Here is an 18993-nt window from a genome sequence, read left to right on the forward strand (position 1 = left end):
ACTACGCGTCCTATTTGGGATTAGATCAAAAAAAGGGGCCGCAGAAATCTGCAGCCCCTATTCAGTTTTGGGCCTGAAGCCCTTTTGATCAATCGATCTTGGTCAGCAGCGCATCCAAGGACGCTTTCGCATCACCGTAGAACATGCGTGTGTTCTCTTTGAAGAACAGCGGGTTTTCGATGCCGGAATAGCCGGTACCTTGACCACGTTTGGACACGAACACCTGTTTGGCTTTCCAGCATTCCAGAACCGGCATGCCCGCGATTGGGGAGTTCGGATCATCCTGTGCGGCTGGGTTCACGATGTCATTGGACCCGATCACGATGGCGACGTCCGTTTCAGGGAAGTCCTCGTTGATCTCGTCCATTTCCATGACGATGTCATATGGCACCTTCGCTTCGGCCAACAGTACGTTCATGTGACCCGGCAATCGACCCGCAACTGGGTGGATCGCAAAGCGCACGTTCTTGCCCTTAGCGCGCAGACGACGTGTCAGTTCAGCCACGTTCTGCTGAGCCTGTGCAACCGCCATGCCGTAGCCTGGGATAATGATGATGCTGTCAGCTTCTTCCAAAGCCGTCGCAACACCGTCCACGTCGATGGCGACTTGCTCACCTTCAACGGCCATCTGCTCACCCGCAGGGCCGCCGAAGCCACCCAAGATAACGGACACGAACGAACGGTTCATCGCCTTACACATGATGTAGGACAGGATCGCACCCGACGAGCCAACCAGCGCACCAACCACGATCAACAGGTCGTTCCCGAGGGAGAAACCAATCGCCGCAGCAGCCCAGCCGGAATAGCTGTTCAACATGGACACCACGACAGGCATATCCGCCCCGCCGATGCCCATGATCAGGTGGTAGCCGATGAACAGCGCCGCCAAAGTCATCAGGAACAGTGGGAAGAACCCGCCCGTGTTGAAGTACCAGATCAGCGTGATCACGGCGACAGCCGCCGCTGCGATGTTCAGCATGTGGCCGCCCGGCAATTTCGTTGCCGCGCTGTCCACTTTGCCAGCCAGCTTACCGTAAGCAATGACCGACCCTGTGAACGTAATCGCACCGATAAAGATGCCGAGGAAGAGCTCGACCCGCAGGATCGCGATCTCGACGCCGTCCTTTTTGGCGAGCAAGGCTGCGAAACCCTCAAGGGCTTTGCGTGCTTCTTCGTCCATAGCCATGACACGACCCAGTTCGATGTGCGCAATAAAGCCAACAAAGACCGCAGCAAGGCCGACCAAAGAGTGCATTGCTGCTACCAGTTCGGGCATCTGCGTCATCTGAACTTGTGTGGCCAATTTATAGCCGATGAAGCCGCCGCCCGCGATCAGGATGATCGACAAGAGCCACAGACCAGAGCCTGGACCAACAAGCGTTGCTGCCACGGCCAAGGCCATACCAACGATACCATACCAAACAGCGCGTTTTGCGCTTTCTTGGCCAGACAGACCGCCCAAGGACAGAATAAAAAGAACTGCAGAGACGACGTATGCCGCTGTTGTGAAACCAAATTCCATTATCCAGCCCCCCTTAAGATTTCTGGAACATGGCAAGCATGCGCCGTGTGACGAGGAACCCGCCAAAGATATTGATACCAGTCATGAACACCGACAAGGCAGCGAGCAGAATCACAAGGAACGACCCTGATCCAATCTGCATCAAGGCACCCAAAATGATGATCGATGAAATCGCGTTGGTGACCGCCATAAGTGGCGTGTGCAGGCTGTGTGCAACACCCCAGATGACTTGGAAGCCGACGAAGACCGCCAACACGAAGACGATAAAGTGCTGCATGAAGCTTGCAGGCGCCACAAGGCCGACCGCCAACAACAAGAAAGCACCGATACCGATTAGTGTGACCTGAGATTTGGTCTGTGCCTTGAACGCTGCAACTTCTGCCGCACGTTTTTCTTCTGGTGTCAGTTCAACCACTTCAGCCTTTGGCTGGGCAGCAATCGCTTGCACCTTCGGTGGGGGGGGTGGGAATGTCACTTCTTTGTCGTGGGTCACTGTCGCGCCACGGATAACGTCATCTTCCATGTTGTGATCGACGACACCGTCTTTTTCTGGTGTCAGGTCGGACATCAAGTGACGGATGTTCGTCGCATAAAGCGTAGAAGACTGTGCCGCCATGCGGGATGGGAAATCCGTGTAACCGATGATGGTCACACCATTGTCGGTCACGATCTTCTCATCCTTGATGGTCAGCTTACAGTTGCCACCCTTTTCGGCCGCCAAGTCTACAATCACGGAACCAGGCTTCATGGATTTCACCATGTCCTCGGTCCAAAGCTCTGGCGCTTCGCGGTTCGGGATCAGCGCTGTGGTGATAACGATATCCATGTCCGGTGCGATTTCGCGGAACTTGGCAAGCTGTGCCGCTGCAAATTCGGGCGAGGATACAGAAGCATAGCCGCCTGACGACGCGCCATCTGCCTGTTCTTCTTCGAAATCGAGGAACACAAACTCAGCGCCCATGGATTCGACCTGTTCAGCCACTTCAGGGCGAACGTCGAATGCGTAGGTGATCGCACCAAGCGATGTTGATGTGCCAATGGCCGCCAAACCAGCAACCCCTGCCCCGACAACCAGGACCTTGGCTGGTGGAACCTTACCGGCCGCAGTGATCTGACCTGTAAAAAAACGTGGGAAGTTATTACCTGCCTCGATAACGGCACGGTAGCCCGCGATGTTCGCCATGGAGGACAAGGCGTCCATTTTCTGAGCGCGCGAAATACGCGGGATCATTTCCATAGCGACAACCGTCGCACCTTTGCGGGCAGCGGATTTCATCTTGGCTTCGTCAGCGACGGGGCTGAAAAATGAGATCAAAGTTTGATCAGCCCGAAGACGTTTCATTTCACCGTCATCGGGAACTCGCACTTTTGCCACGATGTCGGCGGCTTTCCAAAGCGCGGCGGCGGTTTTGACAACCTCAACGCCTGCATCTTTATAGTCTTTGTCTGAAAAACCCGCGGCAGCGCCGGCTTTGGTTTCGACCACACATTCATGGCCCAGTTTCTGTAGTTCGAGCGCAGATGCCGGCGTCATAGCGACCCGATTCTCACCCTCGAATGTTTCTTTTGGTGTTCCGATTTTCATCCAAAATCTCTCTCTTCATCCCAGTTAATAAGGTCGTTAGCGTCCGAGTGTCCGATTCACAAGTCCACGATGGGTATTCTTCGGCATACATTACGGCACTGTGGCGCAATAATCTTGCGGCAGCATTGCTAGAGCCATCGTCTCGTCTTTTCCGTGTAACGATAGAAATCCTGCCTGAACTTGCGGCGCAGGCGGTCTTCTTCTGGGATGACAAATCGTGTTTCAAGCACCCAAAATAAAATCGGAATTAGCGGCAGCGCCAGCGGCGCATCCCATCGCAGAACGAACCCTGCTAAGATCAAGATATCACCAAGATAAATGGGATTTCGAGAGCGTTTGAAAATACCGGATTGGACCAGTTTCTCAGCGTCCATATGCGGGACGATCGTCGTCTTTTGACGCCGCATTTCAAGCACCGCCAACAGCATCAGAATCGCCCCACCACCGATCAAAACTGCTGCCAGAAATTGCGTAATCGGATGTGCCAGGCTGAGGCCCAGTGGTCGCCACTGACCAACCCAATAAGTCAGAACTAGTGCCGCGATGAGCCACATAGGAGGAATATTTAACCATTTCATGGCATTGTCTTGCCAGAGACCGCTTGGTTTCTCCAGCAAAAACACGTTGCACGTGTGCGACACTTATTTTCGCCACAATCTTATCAAAATTCAGGAATAAAAGGCCTTCTTCTCACCCCAATCATGCCGCCGATGCCCCGTAGGTAACCCGTTAAAGGCCGAGCTGTGCGCTGTGCATGGTTTGTTGAGTAGAATATCGGGTCAAAAGCCCACGCAAAGAGGTTTAAGTTATGCCAACAGGTTATTTGGTTACGTTAGGTGATGGAATTCTCGACGCTGGAGACGCGATCAGTGGATCCCAGTCTACATTCACGACATCCAGTTCAATTGGTGCAGGCAATTGGATCTGGAGCGGCACCTATGGCAACAACACCTACAACAACATCCAAGACTCTGGCGTCTACTACGAAGCCACCGATGGCAATGTTTACTTTGTTCCCGACAATTACTTTATAACCAGCGGCACTGCCCAAGCCGACGGTCCGCCAACCTACCCTGTCTTGTCATCCGACGGCACGATTGACGGTACATCCGGCGATGATGACATCGACTTTAACTATAATGACACTGGAAGCAGCGACAAAGTTGACGCCGGCGACAGTAGTGGCACCGATGAAGACATTATTGTTGCAGGCGCGGGCAACGATACGGTGGATGCGGGCGACGCAAATGACACCGTTTATGGTGGCACTGGCGCTGACACACTCTCGGGTGGTCGCGGCAATGACAGCATTGATGGCGGCACGGGGAACGACGTCATTTACGGCGACGCCGACGGTTCAAATGGCGGCAACATCGAAACTGCATTTCGTTGGGATGAACAAGGTGTTGCAGATGAAACAAGCATCACTGGTGGACTGACAGGAAACTCTATCAGCGGCGATATTCAAGTCGCGGTATCCGTTACGCAGGAAGAAAACTTTACTGGCGCGTCAATGGAAACCAATGACTCGTTGTACGACTATGACGAGCGCAGCGATTCATCTTCTATTGAACTTTACGGCGGCGGTAGTGGCACGGGGCAAAACGCATCGACGGTCACGTTCGATTTCTCAGCCAACGACCCTGCTAGCTTTAGTGACGAAGTTACGGATGTTACCTTTGGTATCCATGACATCGACGAGTTGCAGAACCAATTCATCGACCAAGTCATCATCACTGCTTTTGACGCTCTAGGTAATCCTGTCCCCGTTGTTCTTACAGCAGGTGACCCGACGACGATCACCGTTGATAACTCAACTGGGACGGCGACCTCGATTGTGAATTCTGGTGGTTCTGGCCTTACGTCTGCCCAGACAGGTTTCATTCAGGTCTCTATTGCCGGTCCAGTCGCGCAGATCGTGGTCGACTATAACAACGTTGATTCAGCCTACGGCAACCACGCGATCCGCATTGGTGACGTTGAATTTAGCCAGATTCCGGTCGCGGAATTCAGCGACGCTGACGATGTGATTTCTGGTGGCGACGGTGCCGATGTCGTTTATGGCGGCGAAGGCAACGACACAATCCAAGGTAATGCAGATGGCGACACCATTTATGGTGGAACTGGTGATGACACCCTTAGCGGTGATGCAGGTATTGATACGCTTTACGGCGGTGAGGGTGCTGACAGCATCGACGGCGGTACAGGCAACGATTCTGTATCTGGTGGCGACGGCAATGACACTGTTGATCTTGGTACTGGCAATGACACCTTTGGTGATGGAACGACCGAAGCCGGGAATGACACTGTTTACGGTGGCACAGGCAATGATTTCCTGAACGGCGGCGCGGATGACGACGAGCTGTACGGCGGCGCAAACGACGACACACTGATTGGTGCGTCTGGCGACGACACGCTTTATGGCGGGGACGGCTCTGACCAGTTCTTGATCAGCGACGAACACGATGCCGACACCATTATCGGTGGCGAAGATTTGGGCGATGGCGACATTGACACCGTCTCCTTCTCTGACGATGCCACAACGGCCGGCGTTACGATTACTGCGACGGGCGACGAAGCCGGCACGTATGCCTTCAACGGCACCAGTGCTTCTGGCTCGTTCATCGAAATCGAAGACATCGACGGCACTGAAAACGACGACATTATTGATATGTCCGCCGACACAAGCGGCATGGACATCGATGGCGGCGCGGGTGCGGATGCACTTACTGGCGGTAGCGGTGATGACACCATCAATCTCGGCGAAGACAGCCCTGGTGTGTCCGACGGCGACGAAGATGTCGTCACGTTGGTAGATGGTTTCGGCAATGACATCCTTACCAATTTTGACGCCCCTACTCCGAATGGCGACGGAACTTTCACAGGCATCGATACAGTTGATGTGTCCGGCCTGTACGATCTGCCGCTCGGCGATCCAGATCGCACACCAGTTCTGACCAACGATGTTGTGGTTTCCGATGACGGGTCCGGCAACGCGTTGCTGACTTTCCCGAACGGTGAAACCATCACTCTTGTTGGCATCGACCCAACAGATGCAGACGATCCGTTCTACCTCAATGCGATTGGCATCCCGATGCCAGACGGAACTGTCGAAGGTACAAGCGGCGCCGACACAATCGACGCAAGCTACACTGGCGATCCAGACGGCGACATGGTCGATGCGGGCGATGCGATCTTGGCTGGCGACACCAACAATGACGACTTGATTTACGGCTACGGTGGGAATGACAGCATCACTGCAGGTGCAGGCGATGATGAAATCTATGGCGGTACAGGAAGCGACACTATTGATGGTGGCACAGGTGATGACACAATCACTGCTGGCACTGGAAATGACACGATCGTCCTGAACGAAACCAGCGGAACGAATGCAATCGACGGTGGCGAAGATGGCAACTTGGCCGACATCGACACGCTTGATTTTTCATCCACTTCAGTTGACCGGGTCATTGTTCAGGTCACTGGCGATGAAGCAGGCACTTACGATGTCGATAATGGTGCTGCAGACGGCACGTTCACAAACATCGAAGCGATTGTTGGTACGGATGGTGGCGACTTCATTGATAGCGCACTTAACACATCAGACATCACTGTCAGCGGTGGTGATGGCGACGACTTCATTGCAGGTGGCTCCGGTGACGACGTCCTGAACGGCGATGCGGGCGACGACACTATCGAACTGAACGACAGTTTCGGCGACGACACAATTACCGGTGGCGAAACTGGCGAAACCAACGGCGACTCCTTGTTTGCCGGGAATGTCACCGACGACCTTATTGTCGATTTGCAAACGTTGAACCCTGCCGATCCTGAATCCGGCACAATCAGCGATGGCACATCAACGGCAACTTTCTCCGAGATCGAAAACATCTATCTCGGCTCTGGCGATGACAGTGTCACTGGTTCTTCTGGCGACGACAATATCGCACTTGGTGAAGGCGCCGACACGATCAATGCAAGCGCAGGCGATGACAACATCGATCTGGGTGTAGGCACTGATACGCCAGATGGCGATGCAGATGTCGTCGTGTTGGAAGACGGATTTGGCAACGATACCGTCGAAGGCTTCGACGCCCCTACTCCGAATGGCGACGGCACCTTTACGGGTATCGACACATTGGACGTGTCCGGCCTGTATGATCTGCCGCTCGGCGATCCAGATCGCACACCAGTTCTGACCAACGATGTTGTGGTTTCCGATGACGGGTCTGGCAACGCGTTGCTGACTTTCCCGAACGGTGAAACCATCACTCTTGTTGGCATCGACCCAACAGATGCAGACGATCCGTTCTACCTCAATGCGATTGGCATCCCGATGCCAGACGGTACTGTCGAAGGTACAAGCGGCGCCGACACAATCGACGCAAGCTATACTGGCGATCCAGATGGCGACATGGTCGATGCGGGCGATGCGATCCTTGCAGGTGACGCAAACGATGATGACCTAATCTATGGTTACGGCGGCAATGACAGCATCACGGCTGGCCAAGGCTATGATGAGGTTTATGGCGGTTCCGGTGCAGACACGATTGATGGCGGCGATCAGGGCGATCTGATTTATGGCGGCGCGGGCAACGATACGATCGAAGCTGGTGAAGAAGCCAACATCGGTGACGACGACATCATTTATGGTGGTACCGGTAACGATACCATCACCTCAGCTGAGGCGGCCGACACATCCAATGACACGCTCTATGGTGAAGACGGTAACGATACCATCACGGTTACTGGCGGTAGCAATAACCTTCTGGATGGCGGCGCTGATGATGACACCCTGACGGGCGGCACGGGCAGCGACACAATGCTGGGTGGCACAGGCGACGATAGCCTGAATGTGGCCAGCGGCGGTGATGTCGATGTTATCGAAGGTGGTGAAGACGTCGGAAATGGCGATGTTGATACCCTTACATTCAGCGACGGCAGCGGCACCGAAGGCGTCGACGTAACAATGTCCGGCGACGAAGCTGGTAGCTATGCGTTCCCAACGGATGGCGGCTCTGGCACGTTCTCTGAAATCGAACAATTCAACCTGACAGACCTAGACGACACATTCGATGGCGTTGCGGTAACAGGCGGCAGCACCGTAGATGGTGGTGCCGGTAACGACACCATCACTGGTGGCGCGGGTGCGGACAGCTTTATCGGTGGTGCTGGATCTGACGAAATCTACGGCGGCGACGGCAACGATGCTATCGATGGCGGCGATGATGCCGATACGATTGATGGCGGCGCGGGCGATGATACGCTGACAGGCGGTGATGGCGCAGACACCATCACTGGTGGCGCGGATCAAGACGTTATCTATGGCGGTGCGGGCGATGTTATTGACGGGTCCGAAACCGGAACCGACAACGATACGCTGATCGTATCTGGCGTTGATTACATCGATTATGACACCAACCCAGAAAACGGCATCGTCTACTTTGAAGGTGGCGGCAGCCTGACGTTCTCCAACATCGAGAACGTTGTTGTGTCTGACCGTGACGGCACCGTCAGCGGCACAGCAGGCGACGACACGATCGATGCGTCTTATGTTGGCGACCCAGACGGCGATCAAGTTGACGACACTGACGCGATCCTTGCAGGTCATGAAGCTAACGACGACCTGATCGAAGCTGGTGCGGGCAACGACACCATCATCGCAGGAAATGGCGACGATTCCATCTATGGCGAAGCTGGGGACGACCTCATCTTTGGCGGCGTCGGTGGCGATACAGCCTTTGGCGGGACAGGCGACGACATCATCAACGGTGGCGACGAAGCTGATACCCTCTACGGTGGCGACGACGCCGACACATTTGTCCAAGAAGCAGGATTTGGTTCTGACGTTATCGAAGGCGGCGAAGGCGGCACAGATAACGACGAAATCCGGTCCACTCAGAACATCGATGTCAACGTCACCGCGACGGGCGATGAGGCTGGCTCAATCACTGACGGCACGTCGACAGCTACCTTTAGCGAAATCGAGGCCATCGAAACCGAAGGCGGCGATGATACGATCAATCTAGCTGCCGACAGCGCGGGTATGACCGTGGATGCTGGTGCGGGTAACGATGTCATCACAGGTGGTTCGGGCGATGACAGCCTTGTTGGCGGCGACGGCGCTGACGCCCTGACAGGCGGTGCTGGCAACGACACCATGAGCGGTGGCGAAGGCAACGATGCATTCGTACTGGGTGAAGGATTTGGGGTCGACACCATCACCGGTGGCGAAGACGATCCTTTCGTCGACGTCGATACGCTCGATGCGGGCGGCATGACGTCTGATGTTGTCCTTGATTTCACAGCCGATGAAGCAGGCACCCTTACGGAAGGCGCCAATGTTGCGACCTTCTCCGAAGTTGAGCTTTTCAACCTTGGGTCTGGTGATGACTCCGTCATCGGCGGCGCAGGTGATGATCTGGTTTACGCAGGGGCTGGCGCTGACACCATGTCAGGCGGCGAAGGCGCTGATACTTTTTATGGTGGCGCGGGCGAAGACGACATCACGTTCTCTGAGGGCGATAACATGTCCGGTGGTTCAGGTGACGACGAGTTTACGCTCGTTGACCTGAATGAAACCAGCAATGGCACCATCACGATTGATGGTGGTTCTGGTGACGAGACTGCTGGCGACACGTTGAAACTGGGCACATTGGGTATCCTGACACAGGATGTCATCGACACGTTTGTTGACGATGGCACCGGCAGCTATTCTGGTTCCGTAACGCTCGATGACGGCACGATCCTCAACTTCTCCGAGATCGAAAACATCATCTGCTTTACTCCGGGAACGCGCATCGCGACACCGCGCGGTTTGGTGGCTGTTGAGGATCTTAAGATCGGCGATTTGGTGGTTACACGCGACCACGGTCTGCAGCCAATTCGTTGGTCCGAAAGCCGCACCGTGCCTGCCGTTGATCGGTTCGCCCCCGTGCGCATCTCGAAAAACGTTCTTGCCGGTCAGGATCGCGACTTGATCGTATCCCCTCAACACCGTGTCCTGTTCCAAGGCTATCGTGCCGAATTGCTGTTCGGCGAAAGCGAAGTATTGGTCTCAGCGAAGCATTTGGTCGACGGCGTGGATGTGGTTCAGAAAGACACCGGCATGGTCACCTATGTGCACATCATGTTCGACCAACATGAGATCATTTACGCAGAAGGTGCCGCTACCGAAAGCTTCCACCCAGGTGATATCGGCTTTAGCGCAGTATCTGACCAAGCCCGCGAAGAACTCTTTGCGATCTTCCCTGAGCTGCGTGCTGAACCTTCGTTCTATGGCTCAACTGCGCGTCGCAGCCTGAAAGCCCACGAGGCACGACTGATACATTTGTAAGATCCGCACTTGAATGAATTTAGGCATCGGGCCAGTGTTCTTGAAACACTGGCCCGGAGTCATTTATGCGCTATCTCTTTCTTGCTTTGCCTGTTGCAGCTTTGTCGGCATGCATCGCCCCTGCCCCACAATCCACGTCTGACGCGGCCGTCGTCGCGCAACCCTTCACAATGCCGATGGATCCGGGTCTTGTTCGCTGTGATCAACTGACCAACCCAGCCGCCTTGGCTGCGGCTACTGATTGGGCGCTTGGACGCGCGCGCGCAGCTGTGCTCGCGGGGAGATTATCCACTGTGCCTGATGCAACGACCGTTTCAGGAGCGCTCGCCGCTCACTGCCAATCAAATCGCAATGACATTTTACGGAACGCAGCGGCATCCGTTGGGGCATAGCCCCTAACCGGTTTTGCGCAACAGTGCTGTTTCTCGGTTAGCCCAATTGCGGACAGCTTCGCCGAATGCTTCGAACAAGGGGCGCGACACGGGGTCTTCGCAGGCTTGATATTCGGGATGCCACTGAACGGATAACGTAAAGCCAGGAGCGTCACGAACGTAGATCGCTTCTGGTGTGCCATCGGGCGCATAGCCATCGATGACGATCTTATCGCTCGTCTCCATGATGCCCTGACCATGCAAGGAATTGGTCATCACTTCGGTCGATCCCAAAACCTGATGGAACTGGCCTCCTTCTTGCAAGGACACAACGTGGCGCAATGCGAACTTTTCGTCCAGCGTGCCATCCGGCGGCATGCGGTGATTGTCTCGCCCTTCGATATCCCGAATTTCAGGGTGCAGCGTGCATCCCATAGCGACAGCGATTTCTTGAAATCCGCGGCAAACGCCCAGAATAGGCTGCCCACGCTCAACGCATTTGCGGACCAACGGCAGCGCCAATCCGTCACGTTCACGATCAAAATCACCGTGGGCTTCGGTAGGTGCGTGGCCGTATTCTTCGGGGTGAACGTTTGGACGGGCGCCCGTAAACAAGAACCCGTCGCAAACTTCCATCAGGTCATCGACATTCACTAGGCTTGGGTCAGACGGCACAATCAGTGGCATGGCACCGCAAACGTGCGCCACAGCTTCGGAATTCATGACACCCGTCGAATGAGACGGGTAGTCGTCCCCGATCATGTAGAAGTTGCCAATGATACCAATAACTGGCTTACGCATACGTCACCTCTTTTGCCTCTACCTAACAAGATGCACGAGTTTTTCAAAGCTCCGTTAGGTTGCCGCTCCTATTTTCACCCCAAAACGTTAAATTTCCGCCGACAAATTGGCTGCTTCGATACCAAAAACAGCACAAATCGCATCATTATCGGACGTATCGCCTGTTACGCCGACGGCGCCGACTACTTTTCCGCGTTTGTCCAACACCAATACACCACCCGGAAGTGGAATCATTTTACCGCCAAACGCGCCGTTTGCCGCCGCCATGAAATAGGCTTGGGCTTCTGCCCGTGCCATCTGCGCGGTCCCAGCCATTCGAAGCATCACAGCGCCGTAAGCTTTGCCCTGCGCAATAGTGAAACGTCCGGGAGGTGCATCATCTTCGCGTTCGAATGCGATGACATGACCGCCAGCATCCACAACAATAATGCCCATCGGGCGGAGTTCGAGTTCCCGCGCCTTGGCAAGTCCTTTGCGAATAATGGTGCGTGCTTTGTTCGTGGAAATATCAGCCATTGGATGCTCCGATTGGTTGGTTAGCCGTTTTGTTGTGCTTTTAGCTCAAGTCGACGGCGGTGCAAAACAGGTTCTGTGTAACCCGAAGGTTGTTCACGCCCCGTGAAGATCAAATCGCACGCCGCCTGAAACGCAATGCCGCCAAAGTCGGGCGCCATTGGGGTGTAGTTTTGGTCGCCTGAGTTTTGCTCGTCGACGACAGCCGCCATTTTATGCATGGCCTTCATCACCAAATCTCGATCGATGATGTCATGGTGCAGCCAGTTAGCAATGTGCTGCGCCGAAATCCGGCAGGTCGCGCGGTCTTCCATAAGCGGGATGTTGTTGATGTCTGGCACTTTGGAGGCCCCCATCCCCTGATCGATCCAGCGCACAACATATCCCAAAATACCTTGAGCGTTGTTTTCTACTTCGCGGGTGATCTGTTGATCCGTCCACGCACGGTAGCTTGCCAACGGAATCTCCAAGAGAGCGGGCAGATAACTGCGGCGCCCACCGGCCTTTAGTTTGGCCTGTACGGCAAAGACATCGATCTTATGGTAGTGAAGCGCATGCAGTGTCGCGGCAGTCGGGCTTGGCACCCATGCACAGTTTGCGCCTGCCTTGGGATGGTCGACTTTTTGTTCGATCATGCCCGCCATATCATCTGGCATCGCCCACATGCCCTTGCCGATCTGGGCACGGCCGGACAGACCACATTCCAAGCCGATATCAACGTTCTGGTTTTCATAAGCACCGATCCAGCCTTTGCGTTTGATGAAATCCTTACGGCTTACAGGCCCTGCTTCCATCGAGGTGTGAATTTCATCACCTGTGCGATCAAGGAACCCTGTATTGATAAAAGCAACGCGTGACTTCGCGGCGCGGATGCATTCCTTGAGGTTCGCCGACGTGCGCCGTTCCTCGTCCATGATCCCGACTTTGATTGTGTTGGCCGGCAAATTCAGCACGGTCTCAACATGGCTGAATATCCGGTTGGTAAAGGCAACCTCATCAGGGCCGTGCATTTTTGGCTTCACGATGTAAACGGATCCATGCACCGAATTGCCACTGTCGCGGGCTAGGTCATGCTTTGCGATCAGTGTTGTGATCATCGCATCCATCAAACCTTCAAAGGCTTCGTTGCCGTCACGGTCCAAGATCGCCGGGTTGGTCATCAGGTGGCCAACGTTGCGCACCCATAACAATGCACGCCCCTTGAGCGTCAAAGAACCGCCGTCAGGCGTTGTAAATGTACGGTCGTCATGCAGGCGACGGGTCATGGTCTTGCCGTCTTTTTCGAACGTGGATTCAAGATCGCCGCGCATCAGGCCAAGCCAGTTGGTATAGGCCACGACCTTGTCTTCGGCATCCACGCAGGCCACGGAATCTTCGCAATCCATAATCGCGGAAACCGCGCTTTCCAGCCGCACATCGGCCAAGGACGCCCGATCATGGGACCCGATCACATGCGTATCATCAAATACCAATTCCACATGCAGACCGTGGTTCTTGAGTAAGATCGTTTTTGGTTTGGCCGGATCACCCGTGTAGCCAACAAACTGCTCCGGCATCATCAAGGGGTTATCATCAATCAACAACGCGCCATCAACAACCGTGTAGCGCTCGACATCCCCGTGAGAGGCATCTTCAATCGGGAACGTGTCATCCAAGAATACCCGCGTGCGGGCAACAACACGGCTGCCATGGCCGCGATCATAGCCTTTGCCTTTCGGTGTTCGCCCCATGGCGTCCGTGCCATAGAATCCGTCATAAAGGCTTCCCCAACGTGCGTTTGCCGCGTTCAACGCAAAGCGGGCATTGGTGATTGGCACAACCAATTGTGGGCCGGGAACTTTGGCAATTTCAGGATCAACGTTGGTGGTTTCGATCTCGAAGTCGTCTCCGTCAGGCACCAGATAACCGATGTCGCGCAGGAAAGTGTCGTAGGCTTTCTCGTTGTGCAACGTGCCGATGCGCGCCTTGTGCCAGTCATCTATCTGGCTTTGCATTGTGTTACGCACTTCTAACAGTGCATTGTTTTCAGGTGCAAAATCATTGATCAGATCAGAGAAACCTTGCCAAAACGCATCCGTACTTACCCCTGTGCCCGGAAGTGCCTTCTGTTCGATAAACTCGACGAGTTCGGCTGCAATTGAAAGTTCACCGCGCTTTACACGATTGGTCATGGTCTTCCCCCCTTGGGTCGAAATCAGGAGCCAAATAATGGCTTTGCCCTAGAGCTACGCGTTGAAACCCTGCTGCGCAACACACAGGCTAAACTTCTGTGTTGATGCACTTCATAAGGAAACTTGATAATCGGCAGCGCATATACGTCCTTCGTCTTGTAGCCCTGTGATCAGCACCCTAGGTTTGAGCGAACCCAACGGAGTCCCCCATGAAAGACGCAGCCCCCCAGACTATCTATCTTAGCGACTATCGCCCGTTCGGGTATCTGGTGGATGACGTCCACCTGACGTTCCAGCTGGCCGAAACCGCGACGCGTGTGATCAGCCGCATTTCGTTTCGGCCCAACTCGGACCACCCCGGTGAGTTTTTTCTGCATGGGCAGGAGGTCACGCTTGTCTGGGCAAAGATCGATGGCAAAGACGTCACCCCCATGATCACGGACGAAGGGCTGACCTGCGATGTTCCCGACGGCCCCTTCGTGTGGGAAGCCGAGGTCGAAATCTCACCCGCAACAAATACGGCTCTCGAAGGGCTTTATACGTCGGGCGGAATGTACTGTACCCAATGCGAGGCAGAAGGCTTCCGCAAAATCACCTACTACCCTGACCGCCCCGATGTGATGAGCGCCTTCACCGTCCGCATTGAAGGCGACCACCCCGTCATGTTGTCCAACGGCAACCCTGTGGCTTCGGGCGAAGGTTGGGCAGAGTGGCACGACCCTTGGCCCAAACCGGCCTACCTGTTCGCCTTGGTCGCCGGTGATTTGGTGGCCCATTCGGGTACTTTCAAAACCATGTCCGGAAAAGACGTGGACCTGAACATCTACGTTCGCCCCGGCGCAGATGAGGACAAATGCGCCTTTGGCATGGAAGCGCTGAAACGGTCGATGAAATGGGACGAAGACGTTTATGGCCGCGAGTACGACCTCGACATCTTCAACATCGTCGCGGTGGATGATTTCAACATGGGCGCGATGGAAAACAAAGGGCTAAACATCTTCAACTCCAGCTGCGTTCTGGCCTCGCCCGAGACCAGTACGGACGCTAATTTTGAACGCATCGATGCGATCATAGCCCATGAATATTTCCACAACTGGACGGGCAACCGGATCACTTGCCGCGACTGGTTCCAACTGTGCCTTAAAGAAGGGCTGACCGTGTTCCGCGATCAGCAATACACAAGCGACCAAGGCAGTCATGCTGTGAAACGGATCGAGGACGCAATCACACTGCGGTCACGCCAATTCCGCGAAGACGGCGGTCCCCTCGCCCATCCAGTGCGCCCAGAAAGCTTTATTGAGATCAATAACTTCTACACCATCACCGTTTACGAAAAAGGCGCAGAACTGATCGGGATGTTGAAACGTCTGGTCGGGGATGAGGACTATTACAAAGCGCTCGATCTTTATTTCAGTCGCCATGACGGTGACGCAGCAACAATCGAAGACTGGCTAAAGGTATTCGAAGACAGCACAGGCCGTGACCTGTCGCAATTCAAACGCTGGTATTCGCAGGCCGGAACGCCGCGATTGACTGTATCAGACAGCTATGAAGACGGCACCTACACCCTTCATTTCACGCAAGAAACACCGCCCACTCCAGGCCAGGATCACAAAGACCCAATGGTCATCCCGATTGCCGTGGGCTTGCTGTCCCAAAACGGTGATGAGGTGCAGCCAACAACCGTTCTGGAAATGACGCAAGTAAGCCAAAGCTTCAGCTTTGACGGCTTGGCGGGCAAGCCTGTGCCCTCAATTCTGCGCGACTTCTCGGCTCCGGTTATCTTGCAGCGCGACCAGACCAATGCGGAACGTGCATTCCTAATGGCTCATGACACGGACCCCTTTAACAAATGGGACGCGGGCGAAGCATTGGCACGGGAGGTTTATAAAAAGGCGGTGACAGATGGGGCCGCGCCAGACAAAGCCTACCTTGATGGAATTGCTGCTATATTGCGGGATGACGCGCTCGACCCAGCATTCCGAGCGCTTGTCCTGACATTGCCCTCCGAAGGCGACATGGCGCAGGTTCTGTTTGACGCGGGCGTTACGCCAGACCCGATCGCGATCCACCATGCGGGCGAAGCGCTGCGCGTAGCCATGGCGCAGCACGTGCAAGACATCCTGCCCCGCATCTATGCCGACTGCATGAACACTGGCCCGTTTTCACCGGATGCCAAATCAGCCGGAAAGCGCAGCCTTGGAAACACTGCCCTTGGGCTGATCACTCGCCTTGATGGCGGCGCAGCCGCGGCCAAGCAGTTTGCGGATGCGGATAACATGACGCTGCAACTCGGCGGCCTTGCTGCTTTGTTGCGCAACGGCACTGGCGAAGAAGAAAGCAAAACGTTCCGCACCCAATGGCTGAGCGATCGATTGGTCATGGACAAATGGTTCGGCCTAACCGTCTCTGCGGCGGGGCCTGACGCAGCGGCGTCAACGGCACAAAAGCTGACCGAAGAACCCGATTTCGACATGAAAAACCCAAACCGCTTTAGAGCCGTCTTTGGCGCTCTGGCCGGTCACGCCGCAGGATTTCATGCGGCGGATGGGTCTGCCTATCGCCTTCTTGGGGATTGGCTGAAAAAACTGGACGCGATCAACCCACAAACCACCGCACGCATGTCCACGGCCTTTGAAACATGGCGCCGTTATGATGCCGACCGCCAAGCGCAAATTCGTGCGGTCCTTCAAGACATTGCAGGCACGGCGGGACTTTCACGTGACACTTCCGAAATGGTTGGGCGAATGCTGGAATAGCAGACTTTCCCGACTGCAACTTGGACGATAGTGTCACTGAAAGTTCTAAAGGAGTTTAACAGTGCCGTTTATTATTGCCCTACTTGGAATTGTCGGAGCCGCATATTTTTGGGCCCAGCGCGCACGCAACGCCCGCGACGTCGTCGGGGATGTCGCAGACATGGCCAATGATGTTCGACTGGCAGCGCGTCGGTTCGGGTTTAGCCGTAAGTTAAACGTTCATCCCGTTGAAAGCATTGAGGATCCCCGCCTTGCGATTGCGTCCATCGCGACTGCATTTATTGAATTGGACGACCTACCAACAGCCGAACAACGGCAACTTTTGACCGTGCAAATTCGGTCCGTCCTTCGCGCCAATGCGGAAGAGACCGAAGAAATGGAAGTTCTGGGCCGCTGGTTCATGACAGAATGTGGCGGCGCAGAGCCTGCCATCGCACGTATTTCGCGCAAACTTTATAAACTGGGCGGAGCAGAACAAATGGATCCGTTGATGACCGTCCTGAAAGGCAGTGTGACCTCCCTTAGTGATCGTCAACGAGAAGCACTTGAAGACATCACACGTGCAATGCGCGTTCGGTGATCTACGCGTTTGAACGCAATGGACGGCGGGCATCGGCCATTGTGACGATTGCAGTTACTTGGGTGATCCTTATCGTTCTTTACGTCGCCTTAGATATGTCATTGTGGATTGCTGGATTTCTGGCCGCATGCACACTCCCCACGCTGTGGGACATTATCCGCGACAGCCGTGCCCTTGTTGAGGTCTGGCCCTCGCGCCTTGTTTGGAAAGCTGCATTCAGTGAAGGCGAAGCCAAAGATATCGACCACGTGCGTTTGAACAGGCGTTTTGACGGGTCCGTCAAAGTGACAATCGTGCATGTTGGCGGGGCGACAACCCGCCTGCCCCCAGACATCGGACCACCTGTGGACGTCTTCGAAACTGCACTGTCGGATGCTGGAATATCGGCACAAAGGCACCCATTCTCCATGCTATAGGGGCGGTTTTTTGCCCAAATCAAATGCCGCCGCTGCCCTCCCATAGAACCGTTACAATCCTGTGGTTCTTATTGCGGCATGAGACATCGCATTGACCCCTTGATCAAAGAACGTGCGCCTTGGCTTTTCAAAGACGGGATCGCGCATCGTGCGGCACGTTCGGTTTTGAACCGTGGCCTGTCATATGACGAAACCGTCAAAGTTGCGACGCAGCTTCAGGGGTTGGACACGGCGGACATTATGGCGGCCATGTTTCAGCGGATTGGCAAAGAGGTTTCGGTTTCGGGCTTGGAAAACCTGCCCCGTCAAGGCGCGGCGCTGATCGTTGCCAACCACCCGACGGGGATCGCGGATGGTATCATGCTACATGGGCTAATTGCCCAAATGCGGCCGGACGCATACTTTTTTGCGAACAAAGATATCTTGCGGGTCATGCCGCAAATGGAAAACATGATTGCCCCTGTCGAATGGCGCAAGGATCAGCGATCCCACGGGAAAACACGCGAAACCATGAGCTATCTTCGTAAGGCGGTGGCCGAGGACCGTTTGGGAGTGATCTTTCCGTCGGGCCGTTTGGCGAAACGCCGCGGGCTACGCCTGTTTGAACGCCCATGGATGGGATCAGCGGCAATGCTGGCACGCAAATTTAAGCTTCCGGTTATTCCCGTGAACATCCGTGCCCGCAATTCCGCGATGTTCTACCTGTTCGACTTGATCCATCCAACGCTGCGGGACGTCACGCTGTTCCACGAGACTTTGAACAAGGCAAAACAGCCCTACTCTGTCACCATCGGTGAGGCGATATCACCCTCGGCGTTGCCAGATAAAACCGAAGACGGGATCGCGCTTTTGCGCAAAGCGACGCTGGATTTAGGGGATGAAACAGGTGCGCAAACGGTCAGCTTAGTCAAGACATCGCGCCGATTGCTTTGGTCTTAG

The 18993-nt window shown here is 54.9% G+C and carries 12 protein-coding genes; 6 read left to right on the forward strand and 6 right to left on the reverse strand.

Annotated elements, in window-relative coordinates:
- Positions 1-88: 88 nt before the first annotated feature.
- From L0666_RS04880 to L0666_RS04890, 3 genes are all read right to left on the reverse strand, one after another.
- A complete protein-coding gene (locus tag L0666_RS04880) occupies positions 89-1522 on the reverse strand; it encodes an NAD(P)(+) transhydrogenase (Re/Si-specific) subunit beta (RefSeq protein ID WP_235259195.1) in 1434 nt (477 codons plus the stop codon).
- Between the two features lie 13 nt (positions 1523-1535).
- On the reverse strand, positions 1536-3107 hold the full coding sequence (locus L0666_RS04885) for a Re/Si-specific NAD(P)(+) transhydrogenase subunit alpha (protein ID WP_235259196.1): 1572 nt from the start codon (positions 3105-3107) through the stop codon (positions 1536-1538).
- Between the two features lie 128 nt (positions 3108-3235).
- Positions 3236-3685, reverse strand: coding sequence for a methyltransferase family protein (locus L0666_RS04890; protein WP_235259197.1), 450 nt, complete (start codon positions 3683-3685; stop codon positions 3236-3238).
- A 230-nt stretch (positions 3686-3915) separates the two neighbouring features.
- Here L0666_RS04890 and L0666_RS04895 point away from each other — a divergent pair, with 230 nt between their 5' ends.
- Positions 3916-10443 carry a Hint domain-containing protein gene (locus L0666_RS04895; protein ID WP_235259198.1) on the forward strand — a complete coding sequence of 2176 codons (6528 nt, stop codon included), beginning with the start codon at positions 3916-3918 and terminating at the stop codon, positions 10441-10443.
- A 65-nt stretch (positions 10444-10508) separates the two neighbouring features.
- A complete protein-coding gene (locus L0666_RS04900) occupies positions 10509-10835 on the forward strand; it encodes a hypothetical protein (RefSeq protein ID WP_235259199.1) in 327 nt (108 codons plus the stop codon).
- A gap of 3 nt (positions 10836-10838) precedes the next feature.
- On the opposite strand, the gene L0666_RS04905 is transcribed toward L0666_RS04900, so the two are convergent.
- From L0666_RS04905 to L0666_RS04915, 3 genes are all read right to left on the reverse strand, one after another.
- Complete coding sequence (locus L0666_RS04905; protein ID WP_235259200.1) at positions 10839-11615, reverse strand: gamma-glutamyl-gamma-aminobutyrate hydrolase family protein; 777 nt, start codon at positions 11613-11615, stop codon at positions 10839-10841.
- Between the two features lie 87 nt (positions 11616-11702).
- Complete coding sequence (locus L0666_RS04910) at positions 11703-12131, reverse strand: GlcG/HbpS family heme-binding protein (RefSeq protein WP_235259201.1); 429 nt, start codon at positions 12129-12131, stop codon at positions 11703-11705.
- A 20-nt stretch (positions 12132-12151) separates the two neighbouring features.
- Positions 12152-14299 carry a malate synthase G gene (locus L0666_RS04915; RefSeq protein WP_235259202.1) on the reverse strand — a complete coding sequence of 716 codons (2148 nt, stop codon included), beginning with the start codon at positions 14297-14299 and terminating at the stop codon, positions 12152-12154.
- A 209-nt stretch (positions 14300-14508) separates the two neighbouring features.
- Here L0666_RS04915 and pepN point away from each other — a divergent pair, with 209 nt between their 5' ends.
- From pepN to L0666_RS04935, 4 genes are all read left to right on the forward strand, one after another.
- Complete coding sequence (pepN, locus tag L0666_RS04920; RefSeq protein ID WP_235259203.1) at positions 14509-17058, forward strand: aminopeptidase N; 2550 nt, start codon at positions 14509-14511, stop codon at positions 17056-17058.
- A gap of 61 nt (positions 17059-17119) precedes the next feature.
- On the forward strand, positions 17120-17638 hold the full coding sequence (locus tag L0666_RS04925; RefSeq protein WP_235259204.1) for a hypothetical protein: 519 nt from the start codon (positions 17120-17122) through the stop codon (positions 17636-17638).
- On the forward strand, positions 17635-18054 hold the full coding sequence (locus L0666_RS04930) for a hypothetical protein (RefSeq protein WP_235259205.1): 420 nt from the start codon (positions 17635-17637) through the stop codon (positions 18052-18054). Before L0666_RS04925 ends, L0666_RS04930 begins: the two co-directional genes overlap by 4 nt.
- Before the next feature lie 78 nt (positions 18055-18132).
- Positions 18133-18993 carry a lysophospholipid acyltransferase family protein gene (locus tag L0666_RS04935; RefSeq protein WP_235259206.1) on the forward strand — a complete coding sequence of 287 codons (861 nt, stop codon included), beginning with the start codon at positions 18133-18135 and terminating at the stop codon, positions 18991-18993.

The organism is Octadecabacter algicola, from assembly GCF_021532625.1.
Lineage (GTDB): Bacteria > Pseudomonadota > Alphaproteobacteria > Rhodobacterales > Rhodobacteraceae > Octadecabacter > Octadecabacter algicola.